At 59.0% G+C, this 16,426-nt stretch carries 14 protein-coding genes and 1 tRNA gene; 6 read left to right on the top strand and 9 right to left on the bottom strand.

The genetic code is table 11. The features are described 5' to 3' along the window. Window positions 1-105 precede the first annotated feature (105 nt). The 5 genes from phoU to tadA form a co-directional block, all read right to left on the bottom strand. A complete protein-coding gene (gene phoU / locus I6G90_RS02435) occupies window positions 106-816 on the bottom strand; it encodes a phosphate signaling complex protein PhoU (RefSeq protein ID WP_042060395.1) in 711 nt (236 codons plus the stop codon). A gap of 84 nt (window positions 817-900) precedes the next feature. Further along, window positions 901-1,719, bottom strand: a complete 819-nt coding sequence (gene pstB, locus I6G90_RS02430; protein WP_033138278.1) for a phosphate ABC transporter ATP-binding protein PstB — start codon at window positions 1,717-1,719, stop codon at window positions 901-903. Window positions 1,720-1,846: 127 nt separating this feature from the next. Continuing rightward, window positions 1,847-3,496 carry a phosphate ABC transporter permease PstA gene (gene pstA / locus I6G90_RS02425; protein WP_042060396.1) on the bottom strand — a complete coding sequence of 550 codons (1,650 nt, stop codon included), beginning with the start codon at window positions 3,494-3,496 and terminating at the stop codon, window positions 1,847-1,849. Window positions 3,497-3,528: 32 nt separating this feature from the next. Beyond that, window positions 3,529-5,766, bottom strand: a complete 2,238-nt coding sequence (locus tag I6G90_RS02420; RefSeq protein WP_042655872.1) for an ABC transporter permease subunit — start codon at window positions 5,764-5,766, stop codon at window positions 3,529-3,531. A 204-nt stretch (window positions 5,767-5,970) separates the two neighbouring features. Then, entirely contained in the window at window positions 5,971-6,453 is a 483-nt protein-coding gene (gene tadA, locus I6G90_RS02415) for a tRNA adenosine(34) deaminase TadA (RefSeq protein WP_232254401.1), read from the bottom strand. Window positions 6,454-6,765: 312 nt separating this feature from the next. Here tadA and I6G90_RS02410 point away from each other — a divergent pair. From I6G90_RS02410 to aceA, 4 genes are all read left to right on the top strand, one after another. Beyond that, window positions 6,766-6,842, top strand: a tRNA-Pro gene (locus tag I6G90_RS02410). Window positions 6,843-7,065: 223 nt separating this feature from the next. Then, window positions 7,066-7,206 (top strand): hypothetical protein, encoded by a 141-nt coding sequence (locus tag I6G90_RS02405; protein WP_162851501.1) that lies wholly within the window; start codon window positions 7,066-7,068, stop codon window positions 7,204-7,206. Between the two features lie 688 nt (window positions 7,207-7,894). Continuing rightward, on the top strand, window positions 7,895-9,502 hold the full coding sequence (gene aceB / locus I6G90_RS02400) for a malate synthase A (protein ID WP_197929583.1): 1,608 nt from the start codon (window positions 7,895-7,897) through the stop codon (window positions 9,500-9,502). 75 nt (window positions 9,503-9,577) lie between these two features. Beyond that, on the top strand, window positions 9,578-10,891 hold the full coding sequence (gene aceA, locus I6G90_RS02395; RefSeq protein WP_197929582.1) for an isocitrate lyase: 1,314 nt from the start codon (window positions 9,578-9,580) through the stop codon (window positions 10,889-10,891). Window positions 10,892-11,009: 118 nt separating this feature from the next. Here the strand turns inward: aceA and hda are convergent, their stop codons facing one another. The 3 genes from hda to upp form a co-directional block, all read right to left on the bottom strand. Beyond that, complete coding sequence (gene hda / locus I6G90_RS02390; protein ID WP_021231044.1) at window positions 11,010-11,711, bottom strand: DnaA inactivator Hda; 702 nt, start codon at window positions 11,709-11,711, stop codon at window positions 11,010-11,012. A 102-nt stretch (window positions 11,712-11,813) separates the two neighbouring features. Continuing rightward, window positions 11,814-12,833 (bottom strand): DUF2066 domain-containing protein, encoded by a 1,020-nt coding sequence (locus I6G90_RS02385; protein WP_197929581.1) that lies wholly within the window; start codon window positions 12,831-12,833, stop codon window positions 11,814-11,816. 150 nt (window positions 12,834-12,983) lie between these two features. Continuing rightward, window positions 12,984-13,610, bottom strand: a complete 627-nt coding sequence (upp, locus tag I6G90_RS02380) for a uracil phosphoribosyltransferase (RefSeq protein ID WP_005320172.1) — start codon at window positions 13,608-13,610, stop codon at window positions 12,984-12,986. 176 nt (window positions 13,611-13,786) lie between these two features. On the opposite strand from upp, the gene purM reads away from it, so the two are divergent. Beyond that, entirely contained in the window at window positions 13,787-14,824 is a 1,038-nt protein-coding gene (purM, locus tag I6G90_RS02375) for a phosphoribosylformylglycinamidine cyclo-ligase (protein ID WP_197929580.1), read from the top strand. Between the two features lie 32 nt (window positions 14,825-14,856). Continuing rightward, window positions 14,857-15,495, top strand: a complete 639-nt coding sequence (purN, locus tag I6G90_RS02370) for a phosphoribosylglycinamide formyltransferase (protein WP_197929579.1) — start codon at window positions 14,857-14,859, stop codon at window positions 15,493-15,495. A gap of 117 nt (window positions 15,496-15,612) precedes the next feature. Here purN and I6G90_RS02365 read toward each other — a convergent pair whose 3' ends face one another. Continuing rightward, a complete protein-coding gene (locus tag I6G90_RS02365) occupies window positions 15,613-16,374 on the bottom strand; it encodes a Nif3-like dinuclear metal center hexameric protein (RefSeq protein ID WP_197929577.1) in 762 nt (253 codons plus the stop codon). Window positions 16,375-16,426: the final 52 nt, after the last annotated feature.

Below are 16,426 nucleotides of genomic sequence, written 5' to 3'. Positions count from 1 at the left end.
CAGGGGACGTATTCTATCAGAAAACAGCCAGTTGGGGGCTTTATCTTACTCCGACCAGTTATGCAACAAAAAAGGCGCTTCACGCGCCTTTTTATTCACTTCCGGTCAGCCCTTGCCCAGCAGGGAGCCCAGATCGTCCGCCTTGGTGTGGCGCACATCCTTGCCTTTCACGTAGTAGACGATGTACTCGCAGATGTGCTGGCAGCGATCGCCGACCCGCTCGATGGCACGCGCCGCCCACAACACGTTGAGGACCTGGGGGATGGTGCGGGGATCTTCCATCATGTAGGTCATCAGCTCGCGGATGATGGACTCGTACTCACGGTCTACCTTGTCATCTTCCTTGTAGACCGCCAGCGCTGCATCCAGATCCATGCGGGCGAAGGCGTCGAGCACATCGTGCAGCATCTTGATGGTGCGACGGCCCATGTTCTCCAGCGACACCAGCGGCGGCTGCGGCTTGTTGGCGTTGTCGGTCAGCATGCGGGCGATCTTGTCGGCCACGTCGCCAATGCGCTCCAGATCGGTGATGGTCTTGATGATCGCCATCACCAGTCGCAGGTCGGACGCTGTCGGCTGACGCTTGGCGATGATGCGAGTGCACTCCTCGTCGATCGCCACTTCCATGGCGTTGACCTTGTGGTCGTTGGCCACGATCTTGCGCGCTGCATCGAGATCCTGATCGTGGATCGCCGCGATGGCGTCGGTGAGCTGCTGCTCCACCAGACCGCCCATCACCAGCACCTGATTGCGCACGCTCTCTAGCTCGGCATTGAACTGACCGGAGATGTGTTTATTGAGGTTCATATTGTCCATACAAATAATCCTTGATGCTCCGAGTATGCCCTAGTCGTGGAACCGACTGCCAATCTGTTTGCTGAGGTTCATCCTTTCCTCTCCTTAGCCGTAACGACCGGTAATGTAGTCTTCGGTCTTCTTCTTGGCCGGGGTGGTGAAGATGGTGTTGGTATCCGAGTACTCGATAAGCTCGCCCATGTACATGAAGGCGGTCTGATCCGACACCCGCGCCGCCTGCTGCATGTTGTGGGTGACGATCACCACGGTGAACTGGCTCTTGAGCTCGTTGATCAGCTCCTCGATGGTGAGGGTGGAGATGGGGTCGAGCGCCGAGGTCGGTTCATCGAGCAGCAACACTTCCGGCTCGATGGCGATGGCGCGGGCAATCACCAGACGCTGCTGCTGACCACCGGAGAGACCGAAGGCGTTGTCATGCAGACGATCCTTCACCTCGTCCCACAGGGCCGCACCGCGCAGGGAGCGCTCGGCCGCTTCATCCAGAGTGCGACGATCGTTGATCCCCTGCAGGCGCAGACCATAGACCACGTTCTCGTAGATGGACTTGGGGAACGGGTTCGGGCGCTGGAACACCATGCCCACCTGACGACGCAGGGCGGAGACATCGACGCTCTTGTCATAGATGTTGTGGCCGTGCAGCTGAATTTCCCCTTCGATGCGACAGATCTCCACCAGATCGTTCATCCGGTTGATGCAGCGCAGCAGGGTCGATTTGCCACAGCCTGACGGGCCGATAAAGGCGGTCACCTGCCCTTTGGGGATCTTCATGTTTACGTTGAACAGCGCCTGCTTGCTGCCGTAGTACAGGTTGAGATCCTTAACCTCCAGCGCGGTCTGCTCCGGGCTCAGGTTGAGCAGGTCCAGCGCGGTGTGCTGGGTAGACGTGGTCGTTACGTTGATCATCTGTTACCTCAAAATCAGTCTGGAGTAACCGGACTCTTGCCAGCGACTGCCATGATTGCTGCTGACAGATGGCGGCACTCTCCTGGCCGCACATCTGTTCTCTCGATCTTGTCTCAAGGACGCCGGATTAATGCTCCAGCGACCGGAATTTCTCGCGCAAGTGGTTACGAATACCGATAGCGGTCAGATTCAGCCCCACGATCACCGTCACCAGCAGGAAGGAGGTGGCGTAGACCAGCGGGCGGGCCGCCTCGACGTTGGGGCTCTGGAAGCCGACGTCATAGATGTGGAAGCCCAGGTGCATGAACTTGCGCTCCACATGCAGGTACGGGAAGTTGCCATCCATCGGCAACGTTGGAGCAAGCTTCACCACCCCCACCAGCATCAGCGGCGCCACTTCACCGGCCGCACGGGCAATCGCCAGAATAAGGCCGGTCATGATAGCCGGGCTCGCCATGGGCAACACGATGCGCCACAGGGTCTCGGCCTGGGTCGCCCCCAGTGCCAGCGAGCCCTGACGGATGGTGCTCGGGATCCGCGCCAGCCCCTCTTCGGTGGAGACGATCACCACCGGCAGGGTCAGGATGGCCAGGGTCAGCGCCGACCAGATCACGCCGGGTGAGCCAAAGGTCGGGCTCGGCAGCGCCTCCGGGTAGAACAGCTGGTCCAGCGAGCCACCCAGCGTGTAGACGAAAAAGCCCAGACCAAACACGCCATAAACGATGGAGGGCACACCCGCCAGGTTGATCACCGCGATGCGAATGATCTTGGTCAGGCTGTTCTTGCCCGCATACTCGTGCAGGTAAACCGCCGCCACCACCCCCAGCGGGGTCACGATGATCGCCATCAGGAACACCATGAACACAGTGCCGAAGATGGCCGGGAACACCCCGCCCTCGGTGTTGGCTTCACGGGGATCGTCAGAGACGAACTTGCCGATCTGGTGGAACCAGTGGCCCACTTTGGCCAGCAGGCTCATGTCGTTGGGCCATACCACATCCAGTACCTTGGACATCGGCATGGTCACCAACTCGCCACGCATATCCTTGACCGTGATGCTGTCTCTGTCCGCCTGGGCACGCAGGGAGAAGAGCTCTTTTTCCAGCACCTGATAACGATCGTTGAGGGCCTGACGCTCGCTGGCCAGTTCGGCTTTGAGCTGATCGGTCAGCTTGTCATCCAGCTCGGCCTTGCGCTCTTTCAGGCGGAGCCGCTCCAGTTGATAGTTGATGCTGCCGATGTCCCCTTTTTGCAGATCGTTGGCCTGTTCGGAGAGGGCATTGGCTCGCGCCAGCACCCGCTGCAGAGCAGGATGCAGATCCGAGGTGAGCTCGCGGCCATCCTCTTTCACCCCGACGATATAGCCATAGAAGTTGCCGTTAGTGGCACGCTCAACCATGGCCAGCTCGGCTGGCTGGCTCTGGGACTTGATGTCCGTCTCCAGCACCCAGCGAAAATCGAGGTCAACGAACTCGCGGTTGCCGGTCTTGACCAGATAGCGGGTCAGCAGCTCACGCTCTTCCCCTTCCAGCGGCAGACCTGCGGCGCGCAGTCGCTCCACCGGAACCTGCTCGCGATCGTTGATTTCGCCGATCAGTACGCTCTTGTTGCCACTCGCGTCTTCCAGCTGCCACTCATAGATGGGGTGCGGCCAGAAGTAGACCAGACCACGCCAGCCGATCAGCAGCAGCAGACCCAGTACCGCCACCAGACTCAGGCTGACGGCGCCGCCGGTCATCCAGATCCAGGGGGCCCCTGATTTAAACCACTTACCCATTGTCGATTCCTTGTCCATTACAGAGTCGCCCCTTACATCGAGCTGTATTTTTCACGCAACCGCTGACGGACAAACTCGGCCAGGGTGTTGAACATAAAGGTGAACACAAACAGGACGAAGGCGGCGAGGAACAGCACCCGATAGTGGGAGCTGCCCACTTCCGATTCCGGCATCTCCACCGCGATGTTGGCGGCGAGGGTACGCAGCCCCTGGAACATGGAGAAGTCCATGATGGGGGTGTTGCCGGTTGCCATCAGTACGATCATGGTCTCGCCCACGGCGCGGCCAAGGCCCATCATCACCGCCGAGAAGATGCCAGGGCTGGCGGTGAGGATCACCACCCGGCTCAGGGTCTGCCACGGGGTGGCCCCCAGCGCCAGCGAGCCCTGGGTCAGGTGCTTGGGCACCGAGAAGACCGCATCTTCAGCGATGGAGAAGATGGTGGGGATGACCGCAAAGCCCATGGCGATACCGACCACCAACGAGTTGCGCTGGTCAAACTTGATGCCCATTTCGTGAGTCAGCCAGATGCGCGAATCGCCGTGCATAAAGGCATTCTCGATGAGCGGGCTCAGGGCGAAGGCACCCCAGCCAATCAGCAGCAGCACCGGGATCAGCAGGATGGCGTGCCACCCCTCCGGCAGCCAGGACTTGCCGCGCTCCGGCAGATAGTTCCAGATAAGCGCAGTCAGCAGCATCCCCATCGGCAGCAGCACCAGCAGCAGGATCACCCCGGGCAGCGCCCCCTCGATGATGGGCGCCAGCCACAGACCCGCCAGGAAGCCCAGGATAACGGTCGGCAGCGCCGCCATAATCTCGACCGTCGGCTTGACGTATTTGCGCAGCCCCGCCGACATGAAGTAGGCGGTATAGATGGCACCGGCCACGCCGAGCGGCACCGCAAACACCATGGCGTAGAAAGAGGCTTTCAGCGTACCGAATACCAGCGGCACCAGACTCAGCTTGGCTTCAAAGTCGTTGCTGGCAGAGGTGGATTGCCACACATACTGGGGCTCCGGATACCCTTCGTACCACACCTGTTGCCAGAGGGCAGACCAGGTCACTTCGGGGTGTTCGTTCTCCACCGAGAACAGCTTGAAGGTATTCCCTTGCTGCATCAGCAACAGGTTGTGACGAGGGGAGATGGCCAGGGCAGAGAGTTCGCCCCCTTCTACCGTCTCGGTCAGCAGCTTGGTCTCGCCGGTGGCGTGGAAGAAGCTGATGATGCCGTCCTTGTCGGCACTGATGAAGCCTTTGCGAAAGTGCTCGGGAGTCAGCAGATCCACCGCGCCATCACCCTTGAAGTCACGAATTTGGGTGAACTGGCGCTTGCCATCCTTCGCCACTTCGAACCACTGGGAGATGACGCCGTTGTCATTGCCGACCAGCAGCGAAGAGGCACCGGAGAGCAGCTGAACACGGGTCACATTGGCGTTGGAGGCATTGATCTCCAGCACGTTGCGCAGGGAGATTTCGCTCAGGTTATGAATGTCATAAACGGAGAGGCGATTGCCCTCGCGCACGAACAGAATGCGCAGGTTGGGGGTCAGCAACATCTGATCCACATGGCGCGGCAGAGAGGGAATCGTGTAGTTTTCACTGCTCCACTCAATCTCGCCGGAGAGGAAGTTCTCCTCACCGCTCATCACCGTCATCACGCCACGACCATCTTCGGTCACGGCGGCGGTCGCCATCTTGTCCTTGGTGGCTTCGAACACCATCAGCTGCAGCGCCTTCCCTTGCGGGTCGATCACCACCGGCTCTTCGCCGAAGGGATATTGCAGGCTGGGTTCAATCACCCGCACATCGTTGGGATAGGAGACCTTGAACGCCGGCTGGACCACCTGCGCCTTGCCATCGGCAAAGCCGTAGGCGATCAGTCGCTGGCCCGGTGCCGGGGTCGCCACCGTGGTGATGTCACCGGCAACCTGGGCCTGACCCAGTGACTGGCCGACCTTGATCTTGTCATCTCCCTGCACCGCAAAGAAGTTGACCTGCCCTTTATCGCTGAAGCGATAGCCGATCTCGTTCTGCTCTTCCACGCCGAGCCAGGCGGTCTTTCCTGCGGCAGGCAGGGTAAACGAGGCGGTCGGCTCCATGGAGGCGCCATTGAAGATGGGTTTCACCACATAGAGCAGATAAAAGAAGATAAGCAACAGCGCCACCAGTACCAGGGCTCCGCCTGTGGTGACGCCATATTTGGCCAATTTATCCTTGATCCGGCGTTTTCTACTGCCCGCCATGACCAGGTTTAACGATTCCGATGACATGCAAGACCTCAATGTAAGCTAGGCTTCGCGGCATTATATGGCGGTTGCATGACAGTTTTGTTACATCGGAACCGCTTTAACAGCGGTTGTTAGCGGAAAAAAACGCGGGGATTATGTCGAAGGAAGGCGATCACAACACATTGTTTATAAAGTGATATTTATAAAGGCAATCAGCAAGGGCAGCCTGCGCTGCCCCCGATTGATTCAGGAAAGGGTATCGTTTGATTGTTGCAGCGCCTGTTTGGCTGCCTTTTTCTCGGCACGGCGACGCTTGAAGAAGGCCGACAACTGGGCCGAGCAGGCATCGGCCAGCACGCTGCCGGTCAGCTCGACACTGTGGTTGTGGCGCGGGTCCTGCAAGATCTCGAACACTGACCCCGCGGCACCGGTCTTGAGATCCCGGGCGCCATAGACCACCCGCTTGACCCGGCTATGGATCAGCGCACCGGCACACATGCAGCAGGGCTCCAGCGTCACATACAGAGTGGTATCGAGCAGCCGGTAGTTCGCCAGCTGCTTGCCCGCCGCCCGGATCGCCATCACCTCGGCATGGGCACAGGCATCGTGTTCGCTGATGGAGCGATTCCACCCCTCGCCCACCACCTGACCATCCAGCACCAGCACGGCACCGACCGGGATCTCGCCAATCCCTTCGGCGCGGTCAGCCAATGCCATGGCATGGCGCATCCACTGTTCGTCCTGCGCGGTCTGACTCGGTCTCTCTGGGACCTCTGATGGTTTCACGCCCATCCCCTCTTTATATTGTTCAATTGTGCTGTTTGCATTCCCGCTATCCACACCTGTCAGATAATTCCATAGATAGCTGGCATGATAGCTCGCGGTGACAGGGCGGCGATTATGCCAAATCTGCGCGTCAGACCCAAGCCGCATCCAGACTGAGCAATAAAGAAGCAATCGGCATCTCTATGATAAAAAAGGAGTTGCACCCGTTTAGCCATGCTATTAGACTTCCTCCCCGTCAGCCGAATCTGACTCCGTCGGTGTGTAGCGCAGCCAGGTAGCGCATCTGCATGGGGTGTAGAGGGTCGGAGGTTCGAATCCTCTCACACCGACCATTTTCCCCGAGAATAGCCCAGTCAAACGACTGGGCTATTTTTTTGCCTCCGATTTATCCTCCTGACGCGGCCTGCCCATCAAGCACAAAAAACACTCAGAACCACTTGAATCTTTTTGCCTAACTCATTAAGATGCGCAACTTTCCGCCGGTAGACAAAACAGGGAGGTGGAAACACCAGTGAAGGGATCACTGTCCGGCTTGCGTTCAACACAGGACCAGGCATGCACCAGACCACAGATCTCACACCCGCCAATGCGCTTTATTCCGTTCCTCACGACACCCCTTGCCATACCGAAAACGAAGATGAACAGGTCGTCCAGCTCGACGTGATCGATCTTGCCGAACCGGATGATGACTATTGAGCCCGGCCAGATGGCCGCTCAATCCCCGGCGCATCGCCTGTTCAACGCCCTCCGTTTCCCGCCCTTGGCGAGAAATCAGCAAAAAACGACAAACTGCTAATTCCATCGAGGATGGCAGCATTATTGACTGAAGCTTCTCCCCCCTCCCACCCCGGCATTCCCCCCGACAACTGATACAAACCTACGTTATTGCGCTTCACTTTCCATCACTGCAGCCGCAGGTGCCAACAGAGCCCACATCACCACCACAAGTTTAAAACGCACGTTCACCAACCAGCCCTAGCAATAGCAAAACCTTCATTGCCACATTCAAACGCACTTTATACAGCTGTTTTGGCAAAGCCTGGAGTAAGGTCGGGATTTGTTTTTGCATTTGTAATTTTATTACGTAATAAGTTACGAAATGAGAGGCTGGGTAACAGCCCAAATTAGCCGTTGTCCGATGGGAAAAAGCAGGAGCATAACCATCTGCGTAGAGCTTTTATACCAATCCAATAAAACAATAAAAAACATAAACTTAACCACAGCGAGAAAACAGGCGTTTAAAAAAAACTGTTGACGTAATCAACAATATTTCGCACCTTATCAATCGTGTTATCCCGCTGTTACGGGAAGTTTGCAAGAACAGGGATTCGACTTTAGTCGTAGTTAGTAAGTTCAAAATGTAATTCTCAAAGGAGTGAACCTTATGTCGGCACCGGCTCAGACCCACTGCAGCGCCCGCCTTCGCATCCAGGGCGAAATGCTGCCCGAATACGCGCAAATTCTGACGCCGGACGCGGTGGCTCTGGTCTCCGAACTGGTGGAACGTTTTGCTCCCCAAAGAGGGGAATTGCTGAAACAACGTGTGGCACGTCAGGCCCGTATCGATGGCGGCGAGCTGCCGGACTTCCTGCCGGAAACCGCCCACATCCGTGAAGGTGACTGGACCATTCGCGGCATTCCCGCCGACCTGCAAGACCGCCGTGTGGAGATCACCGGCCCGGTCGAGCGCAAGATGGTGATCAACGCCCTCAACGCCAACGTCAAAGTGTTCATGGCGGACTTCGAGGACTCACTGGCCCCTGCCTGGAATAAAGTGATCGAGGGGCAAATCAACCTGCGCGATGCGGTCAACGGCACAGTCTCTTACACCAGTCCGGAAGGAAAGGCTTATACCCTGAACCCCAATCCGGCGGTGCTCATCTGCCGAGTGCGTGGTCTGCACCTGCCGGAAAAACATGTCACTTTCGATGGCGAGCCCATCCCCGGTGGCCTGTTCGATTTTGCCCTCTACTTCCTGCACAACTATCAGGCGCTGCTGGCCAAAGGCTCCGGCCCCTACTTCTACGTACCCAAGCTGCAGAGCCATCTGGAGGGGCGCTGGTGGAGCGAAGTGTTCTCCTGGACCGAGGACAAGTTCGGTCTGCCCCGTGGCACCATCAAGACCACCGTGCTGATTGAAACCCTGCCGGCCGTATTCGAGATGGATGAGCTGCTCTATCAGATGAAGGATCACATCGTGGCGCTGAACTGCGGCCGCTGGGACTACATCTTCAGCTACATCAAGACCTTGAAGAACCATCCGGATCGCGTCCTGCCTGATCGTCAGGTGGTGACCATGGACAAACCCTTCCTCTCCGCCTACTCGCGGCTGCTGATCAAGACCTGTCACAAGCGCGGTGCGCTGGCGATGGGGGGCATGGCCGCCTTTATTCCGGCCAAGGATGCCGCCGTCAACGAGCAGGTGTTTGCCAAGGTCAAAGCCGACAAGGAGCGCGAAGCCAACAACGGCCACGATGGCACCTGGGTTGCCCACCCCGGCCTCGCCGATACCGCCATGGCGGTGTTCAACGCCACCATAGCGGCTGGCGCCAAGAACCAGATCGGCGTGCTGCGCGAGCAGGATGCCCCCATCACCGCCGCTGACCTGCTGGCCCCCTGTGAGGGCGAGCGCACCGAGGCGGGGATGCGCACCAATATCCGGGTCGCCCTGCAATATCTCGAGGCCTGGATCAACGGTAACGGCTGCGTGCCCATCTACGGTCTGATGGAAGATGCCGCCACCGCCGAGATCTCCCGCACCTCGATCTGGCAGTGGATCCGCCACGGCAAGAGCCTGTCGAACGGCAAAGTGGTGACCAAGGAGCTATTCCGCCAGATGCTGGCCGAAGAGCAGGACGTGGTCAAAGCCGAGGTAGGTACCGAGCGCTGGCAAGCGGGTCGCTTTGCCGAGGCGAGCGAACTGATGGAAGAGATCACCTGCGCCGATACTCTGATCGATTTTCTGACGCTGCCCGGTTACGAGCGGCTCTGAACTCCGGGCCTCCCCAGCGGAGCCCGCCAATAACAAGTCAATGGAAACGTGAAATCAATGAAAGAGGGAACTGATATGGCACTGACCCGTGAGCAACAGATCCAGGCTATCGAGAAAGACTGGGCGGAAAACCCCCGCTGGAAAGGGATCAAGCGCGGCTACAGCGCCGAAGATGTGGTGAACCTGCGCGGCAGCTTGCAGCCGGTGCACACCCTGGCCCAGCGCGGCGCCGACAAGCTGTGGGAACTGATCCACGGCGACGCCAAAAAAGGCTACGTCAACTGCCTCGGCGCCCTGACCGGTGGCCAGGCCGTGCAACAAGCCAAGGCGGGGATCGAAGCGATTTATCTCTCCGGCTGGCAAGTAGCGGCAGACAACAACTTGTCCTCCACCATGTATCCGGATCAGTCCCTCTACCCGGCAAACTCGGTGCCGTCCGTGGTGGAGCGCATCAACAACTCCTTCGCCCGTGCCGACCAGATCCAGTGGGCCAACAAGGTTGGGCCGCAGGATGAGGGCTTTATCGACTACTTCCTGCCGATCGTGGCAGATGCAGAAGCCGGTTTCGGCGGCGTGCTGAACGCCTTCGAACTGATGAAGGGGATGATTGAAGCGGGCGCTGCTGGCGTGCACTTCGAAGATCAGCTCGCTTCCGTCAAGAAGTGCGGCCATATGGGCGGCAAGGTGCTGGTACCGACTCAGGAAGCGGTGCAGAAGCTGGTTGCCGCCCGTCTGGCAGCCGATGTGTGCGGCACCACCACCCTGGTGATCGCCCGTACCGACGCCAACGCCGCTGACCTGTTGACCACCGATGCCGACCCGTACGATTCAGACTTCCTGACTGGCGAGCGCACTGCCGAAGGGTTCTACAAGGTACGTGCCGGTATCGATCAGGCCATCGCTCGCGGTCTGGCTTACGCCCCCTATGCCGACATGGTGTGGTGTGAAACCGCCAAGCCGGATCTGGACGAAGCGCGTAAATTTGCCGAAGCGATCAAGGCCAAATTCCCGGATCGCATCCTGGCCTACAACTGCTCCCCGAGCTTCAACTGGAAGAAGAATCTGGACGATGCCACCATCGCCCGCTTCCAGCAAGCGCTCTCCGACATGGGTTACAAGTACCAGTTCATTACCCTCGCTGGTATCCACAACATGTGGTTCCACATGTACGAGCTGGCCTACCAGTACGCCCGTGGCGAAGGGATGAAGCACTACGTCGAGATGGTGCAGGAGCCGGAATTTTCCGCCGCCAGCCGTGGCTACACCTTCGTGGCGCACCAGCAGGAGGTCGGTACCGGTTACTTCGACAAGGTGACTACCGTCATTCAGGGTGGCCAATCCTCGGTAACCGCGCTGACCGGATCCACCGAAGAAGATCAGTTCCACTGATAGGCAGAACTCTTTGAGAGAGTTCTTGAGATAGCAAAACCCCGGCTTGATGCCGGGGTTTCTTTTTATCTGCCATTCAAACGAAAGTCTGGCGCACAACCGGACACTGTTGAGAGGATCAGAGCTCGAGGATCTCTTTGACAAAGGGGATGGTGAGCTTGCGCTTGGCGCGAAATGAGGCGTTGTCGAGCTGATTGAGGGTGGTGAGCAGGGTGCGCATATCGCGGGAGAGTCGGTTGAGCAGGAAGCGGCCCACATCGATGGGCAGTTTGAAGCCCCGCAGCTCGGCACGCAGCTGCAGGGCACTGAGCTTGCCTTCATCATCCAGCTCTTCGAGATGGAAACTGACACCCCAGTCGAGGCGCGAGGCGAGATCCGGCAGCTGCAGCCCCAGTTTGCGCGGTGCGCTGCAACCGGTGACCACCAGCGTCCCCTCGCCCTTCTCCTGCCAGCGGTTGTAGAAGTCGAACAGTGCGCGCTCCCACACGGCATTGCCGGCGATCGCCTCGAGGCTGTCGAGACAGACCAGCGGCAGGCTTTCGAGGGCATCGAGCATGCTGGGATCGAGCTGTTCAAACTGATCGAGGGAGAGATAAGCCGCCGCTGCATCGCGGGCGTTGACCTCGGCACAGGTGGCGTGGAGCAGATGAGAGCGTCCGGATCCCTTGGCTCCCCAGAAATAGAGGAAAGGCGATCCCTGACCGATGGCCGCGTTCTTGAGGGCGGTGATCAGATGAGCATTGGTGCCGGGATAAAAACTGACGAAGGTTTCATCATCCGGTAGTTGTACGGCTAAAGACAGTTGGGCCGGTTGCTTCACTCGTTGGGCTTTGACTGTGACATTTGTGGCTAAGTGTATCATCGCAAAGGCAGATAGAGAACCGCCCGGACCAGCCGGGCGGTCTACAAAAGCCTTATAAAATCAGGGCTGCGACCATTGGTAACGCAAACCGCTGCCATTATCGTCAACCTTGTGCAAACGACTCTCGAGCTGCAGTGCCCGCACCAGCTCGGCCTGCTCCCCTTGCAGGGTAAAGTTGAAGGTAACCTGATCCCCTTCCAGCTTGCCGATCGCCACCTTGCTGACGTTGGCCATCCCCTGCAGCATCTTCTGCACGGCGATCATGCTGTCCACTTCGGCGAGTCCATCCACCACCAGGGTCTGGCTGGTTGCCGGACCCGAGATGCGGGCACCGTAGTTTTTCACTAGCCAGGCTGCCAGGGTATCGGCAAACCCTTGCGCCACTTCAGCCTGAGTGCCACTGCTGTTGCCACGGGTCAGCTCGGTCACTTCACCGGCCGCTTTGGGGCCGTAGAGTCCCCAGTCGATGCTCCACTTATCACCTTCCGGCGTCAGCTTGCCCAGCACCACCATCTCGGCGCCATAGCGCTGGCTGGCCTGCAAAATCGGGTCGGCAAAACGGCCCCAGACGTCGGTGGCACTGACCGCCATGTTGTCGTCAAGATCCATCAGCGGAATGCTGATGGGCAGCCCCAGCGTCTGGGCCTGCTCGCGCAAGGCTTGCGCCCAACCATCGCTGGATTGATCCGCCAGCAGGCGACGCTCCCCCTGATCCACCACCAGCCAGATGGCCATTTGGGGACGAGCCGGGCCAAGCAAGGCAAACTGGCTCTCTGAGACCAGGCTGTTGACCTTGTCACTCTTGAACTCGGCTTTCAGATACTTGACCGAGTCCTGATCCTGATAGCCATAGCTTTTGACATAGTCGGCCGGGGCCGCCAGCGCCTTGACCACCACCGGCTGGGTGAGGATGTCGCGCTTGCCGGTCACCTTGATCAGCACCTGACCGAGTGCCTGCCCTTGAGCGGCCACCATGTCACCACTGGTCGGAGCCTTGCCCTGATAGAGGTCGGCCACCTGAGCGGCCGAGGCCATGAATGACAAGCCGCAGCAGAGGGCGGTCACAACACGTTTGAACATGAACAGAGTCTCGAAATGGGAGAGTGTGCTTATGGTAGCGGCAAGGCGTATCCTGCGGCAAGGCTGGCACATGTGGCCACAAACAGCAGAGCCGGCGATGCGCCGGCTCCGATCACCCCTTCCACATGGGAAGCGGGTCAAGGTTTCAAGTTACTTGGTACCGAAGATCTTGTCGCCTGCATCGCCCAGACCCGGCACGATGTAGCCTTTCTCGTTCAGCCCCTGGTCGACAGAAGCACAGTAGAGCTCTACGTCAGGGTGAGCGGCTTCCAGCGCCTTGATCCCTTCCGGCGCGGCAACCAGTACCAGCACCTTGATGGATTGGCAGCCTTTCTTCTTCAGCAGATCGATAGTGGCAATCATGGAGCCGCCGGTAGCCAGCATCGGATCGATAACCAGGGCCAGACGCTCTTCGATGTTGCTGACGATCTTCTCGAAATAGGGAACCGGTTGCAGGGTCTCTTCATCGCGGTAGATACCGACCACGCTGACGCGGGCGCTCGGCATGTGCTCCAGCACGCCATCCATCATGCCAAGACCGGCACGCAGGATAGGTACGACGGTTACCTTCTTGCCCTTGATCTGGTCAACTTCTACTGGCCCATTCCAGCCATCGATGGTAACCTTCTCGGTTTCGAAGTCAGAGGTCGCTTCATAGGTCAACAAACTGCCCACTTCTTTGGCCAGTTCACGGAAACGCTTGGTGCTGATATCGCCTTCACGCATCAGACCGATCTTGTGTTTGACCAGGGGGTGTTTGACTTCAACGACTTTCATTATTATCTCCTCTAACCTGCCGCAAAAAAATCGCGGAATCATACAACAAAAGCCGCCGCTTGTAGAGCATTTCCGCGCAAAAACGCGCAAACGATTTCCTTTCTGGTTTTTCACCGCCACTGTTAGAATACGCCCCGAATTTTACCCTCCACTTCTTTACATGACGGGGAATACGCGTGACTGACAAAACCTCACTGAGCTACAAGGATGCTGGCGTAGATATCGATGCCGGCAATGCACTGGTTGAACGTATCAAGGGCGTGTCAAAGCGCACTCGTCGTCCTGAAGTCCTTGGTGGTCTTGGCGGCTTTGGGGCCTTGTGTCAAATCCCTGCGGGCTACAAGGAGCCGGTACTGGTCTCCGGTACCGATGGTGTGGGCACCAAGCTGCGGCTGGCCATCGACCTGAAGAAGCATGACACCGTGGGCATCGATCTGGTGGCCATGTGCGTCAATGACTTGATCGTACAGGGCGCCGAGCCGCTGTTCTTCCTCGACTACTATGCGACCGGCAAGCTGGACGTGGACACCGCGGCCGCAGTGGTCACCGGGATCGGTGCCGGTTGCGAGCAGTCAGGCTGTGCCCTGGTGGGCGGCGAGACCGCCGAGATGCCGGGTATGTATGAAGGGGAAGACTACGACATCGCCGGTTTCTGCGTCGGTGTGGTGGAGAAGAGCGAAATTATCGACGGCAGCAAGGTCGGTGAAGGGGATGCCCTGATCGCCCTGGCCGCCAGCGGCCCCCACTCCAACGGCTTCTCGCTGGTGCGCAAGATCCTGGAAGTCTCCAAGGCCGACGTGCATCAGCCGCTAGGTGACACCACTCTGGCCAACGCCCTGCTGGAGCCGACCCGCATCTACGTCAAGCCGGTACTCAAGCTGATCAAGGAGTGCGAGATCCACGCCCTCTCCCACATCACCGGCGGCGGCTTCTGGGAAAACATCCCTCGCGTCCTGCCCGCCAACACTCAGGCGGTGATCGACGAGCAGAGCTGGCAGTGGCCGACGGTGTTCAGCTGGCTGCAGCAGGCTGGCAACGTCACCCGTCACGAGATGTATCGCACCTTCAACTGCGGTGTCGGCATGATCATCGCCCTGCCCGCCAACCAGCTGGAGAAGGCGCTGACCCTGCTCAAGGCACAAGGCGAGAACGCATGGCACATCGGCCACATCGCCAAGGCAGCCGACGGTGAGGAGCAGGTCGTCATTCAATGAATGACCGGATCAACAACCAAATGACCTCCCCTATGAAACGCATCCTGGTGCTGATCTCCGGCAGCGGCAGCAATCTGCAGGCGATCCTCGACCACTGCACCAGCGGCAAGATCGCCGGTGAGGTGGTCGGCGTCATCAGCAACAAGGCCGATGCCTATGGTCTGGTTCGCGCCAAAGAAGCAGGCGTGGCGACCTCCATTCTGGCCCAGCAGCAGTTCGCCAGCCGGGAGGAGTATGACGCCGCCCTGCTGGCGCTGATGGCAGACTATCAGCCAGATCTGGTGGTGCTGGCCGGATTTATGCGGATATTGAGCGGCGATCTGGTGCGCCATTTCGCCGGGCGGATGATCAATATCCACCCCTCCCTGCTGCCCAAGTATCAGGGCCTTCACACCCACCAGCGCGCTATCGATGCCGGTGACAGTGAGCATGGCGCCAGCGTCCACTTCGTCACCGAAGAGTTGGATGGCGGCCCGGTGATCCTGCAGGCCCGCGTGCCCATCTTCGAAGGGGATGATGCTGATGAGGTGGCGGCACGGGTACAGGCGCAGGAGCACAGCATCTATCCGCTGGTGGTACGCTGGTTCTGCGAAGGCCGGCTGCAGATGGTAGATGGTGCCGTGCGACTGGATGGCTCCCTGCTGGGCCCCGCTGGTTACGCCTGCGAGTAACCGCTAACGACTGCATGTCAGATGCAACAAGGGAGGCTTAGGCCTCCCTTGTCATTTCTACCTACCGCACGATGGCTTAGGTCAGGTCCGATTACGCCGCTACGCGGCCAAGCGACCCTACACCGGATTGTCGATATCGATAAAGGTGACATCCAGCCCGTGCACCGTCGCCAGCCACTCCCCCAGCGCCTTGACGCCGTAACGCTCTGTAGCGTGGTGGCCTGCGGCGTAGAAGTGCATCCCCATCTCGCGGGCGGTGTGAATGGTCTGCTCGGAGGCTTCACCGGAGATAAAGGCATCGATGCCCTGCTCCGCCGCCAGATTGATGTAGCTCTGACCGCCGCCGGTGCACCAGGCTACGGAACGGATAAGCTCGGGGCCGGTATCGCCGCAGTGCAGCGGCTCGCGGCCAAGGCGCTCGGCAATCAGCTTGGCAAAGTCGGCTCCGCTCATCGGCTGCTCCAGCTTGCCCACCATGGCGACACTCTTGCTGTTCCACGGCTCCAGACCACGGCGCACCTTGATATCCAGCAGCTTGGCAAGCTGTGCGTTGTTGCCCACCTCGGGATGGACGTCCAGCGGCAAATGGTAGGCAAACAGGTTGATATCATGGGTCAGCAGGGTCTTGAGCCGACGCTGCTTCATGCCGGTGATCTGGGCCGGTTCACCGCTCCAGAAGTAGCCGTGATGGACCAGAATGGCATCTGCCTCGGCAGCCACCGCCGCGTCGATCAGCGCCTGACTGGCGGTGACACCGGTCACCACCTTGCGAATGCGCTCGCGCCCCTCCACTTGCAAGCCGTTGGGGCAGTAATCCTTGATGGCATGAGGTTCGAGCAGATGATTCAGTACGGTTTCGAGTTTTCGATGAGAGATCATAGGGGTCCCTTATTAAGGCTCGGTCCCCTGCTTTACCAATAAAAACAGGGCC

Origin of the sequence: Aeromonas allosaccharophila, assembly GCF_016026615.1 — a bacterium.
GTDB lineage: Bacteria > Pseudomonadota > Gammaproteobacteria > Enterobacterales > Aeromonadaceae > Aeromonas > Aeromonas allosaccharophila.
This window is presented reverse-complemented; position numbering and strand designations above follow the sequence as displayed.

Bases quoted from the DNA above. Each gene is read 5' to 3' on its own strand.
- pstB (WP_033138278.1), bottom strand. From the start codon at position 1,719: ATGATCAACGTAACGACCACGTCTACCCAGCACACCGCGCTGGACCTG.
- aceA (WP_197929582.1), top strand. From the start codon at position 9,578: ATGGCACTGACCCGTGAGCAACAGATCCAGGCTATCGAGAAAGACTGG.
- tadA (WP_232254401.1), bottom strand. From the start codon at position 6,453: ATGCGCCATGCCATGGCATTGGCTGACCGCGCCGAAGGGATTGGCGAG.
- I6G90_RS02385 (WP_197929581.1), bottom strand. From the start codon at position 12,833: ATGTTCAAACGTGTTGTGACCGCCCTCTGCTGCGGCTTGTCATTCATG.
- I6G90_RS02365 (WP_197929577.1), bottom strand. From the start codon at position 16,374: ATGATCTCTCATCGAAAACTCGAAACCGTACTGAATCATCTGCTCGAA.
- phoU (WP_042060395.1), bottom strand. From the start codon at position 816: ATGGACAATATGAACCTCAATAAACACATCTCCGGTCAGTTCAATGCC.
- I6G90_RS02420 (WP_042655872.1), bottom strand. From the start codon at position 5,766: ATGTCATCGGAATCGTTAAACCTGGTCATGGCGGGCAGTAGAAAACGC.
- aceB (WP_197929583.1), top strand. From the start codon at position 7,895: ATGTCGGCACCGGCTCAGACCCACTGCAGCGCCCGCCTTCGCATCCAG.
- upp (WP_005320172.1), bottom strand. From the start codon at position 13,610: ATGAAAGTCGTTGAAGTCAAACACCCCCTGGTCAAACACAAGATCGGT.
- pstA (WP_042060396.1), bottom strand. From the start codon at position 3,496: ATGGGTAAGTGGTTTAAATCAGGGGCCCCCTGGATCTGGATGACCGGC.
- I6G90_RS02405 (WP_162851501.1), top strand. From the start codon at position 7,066: ATGCACCAGACCACAGATCTCACACCCGCCAATGCGCTTTATTCCGTT.
- purN (WP_197929579.1), top strand. From the start codon at position 14,857: ATGAAACGCATCCTGGTGCTGATCTCCGGCAGCGGCAGCAATCTGCAG.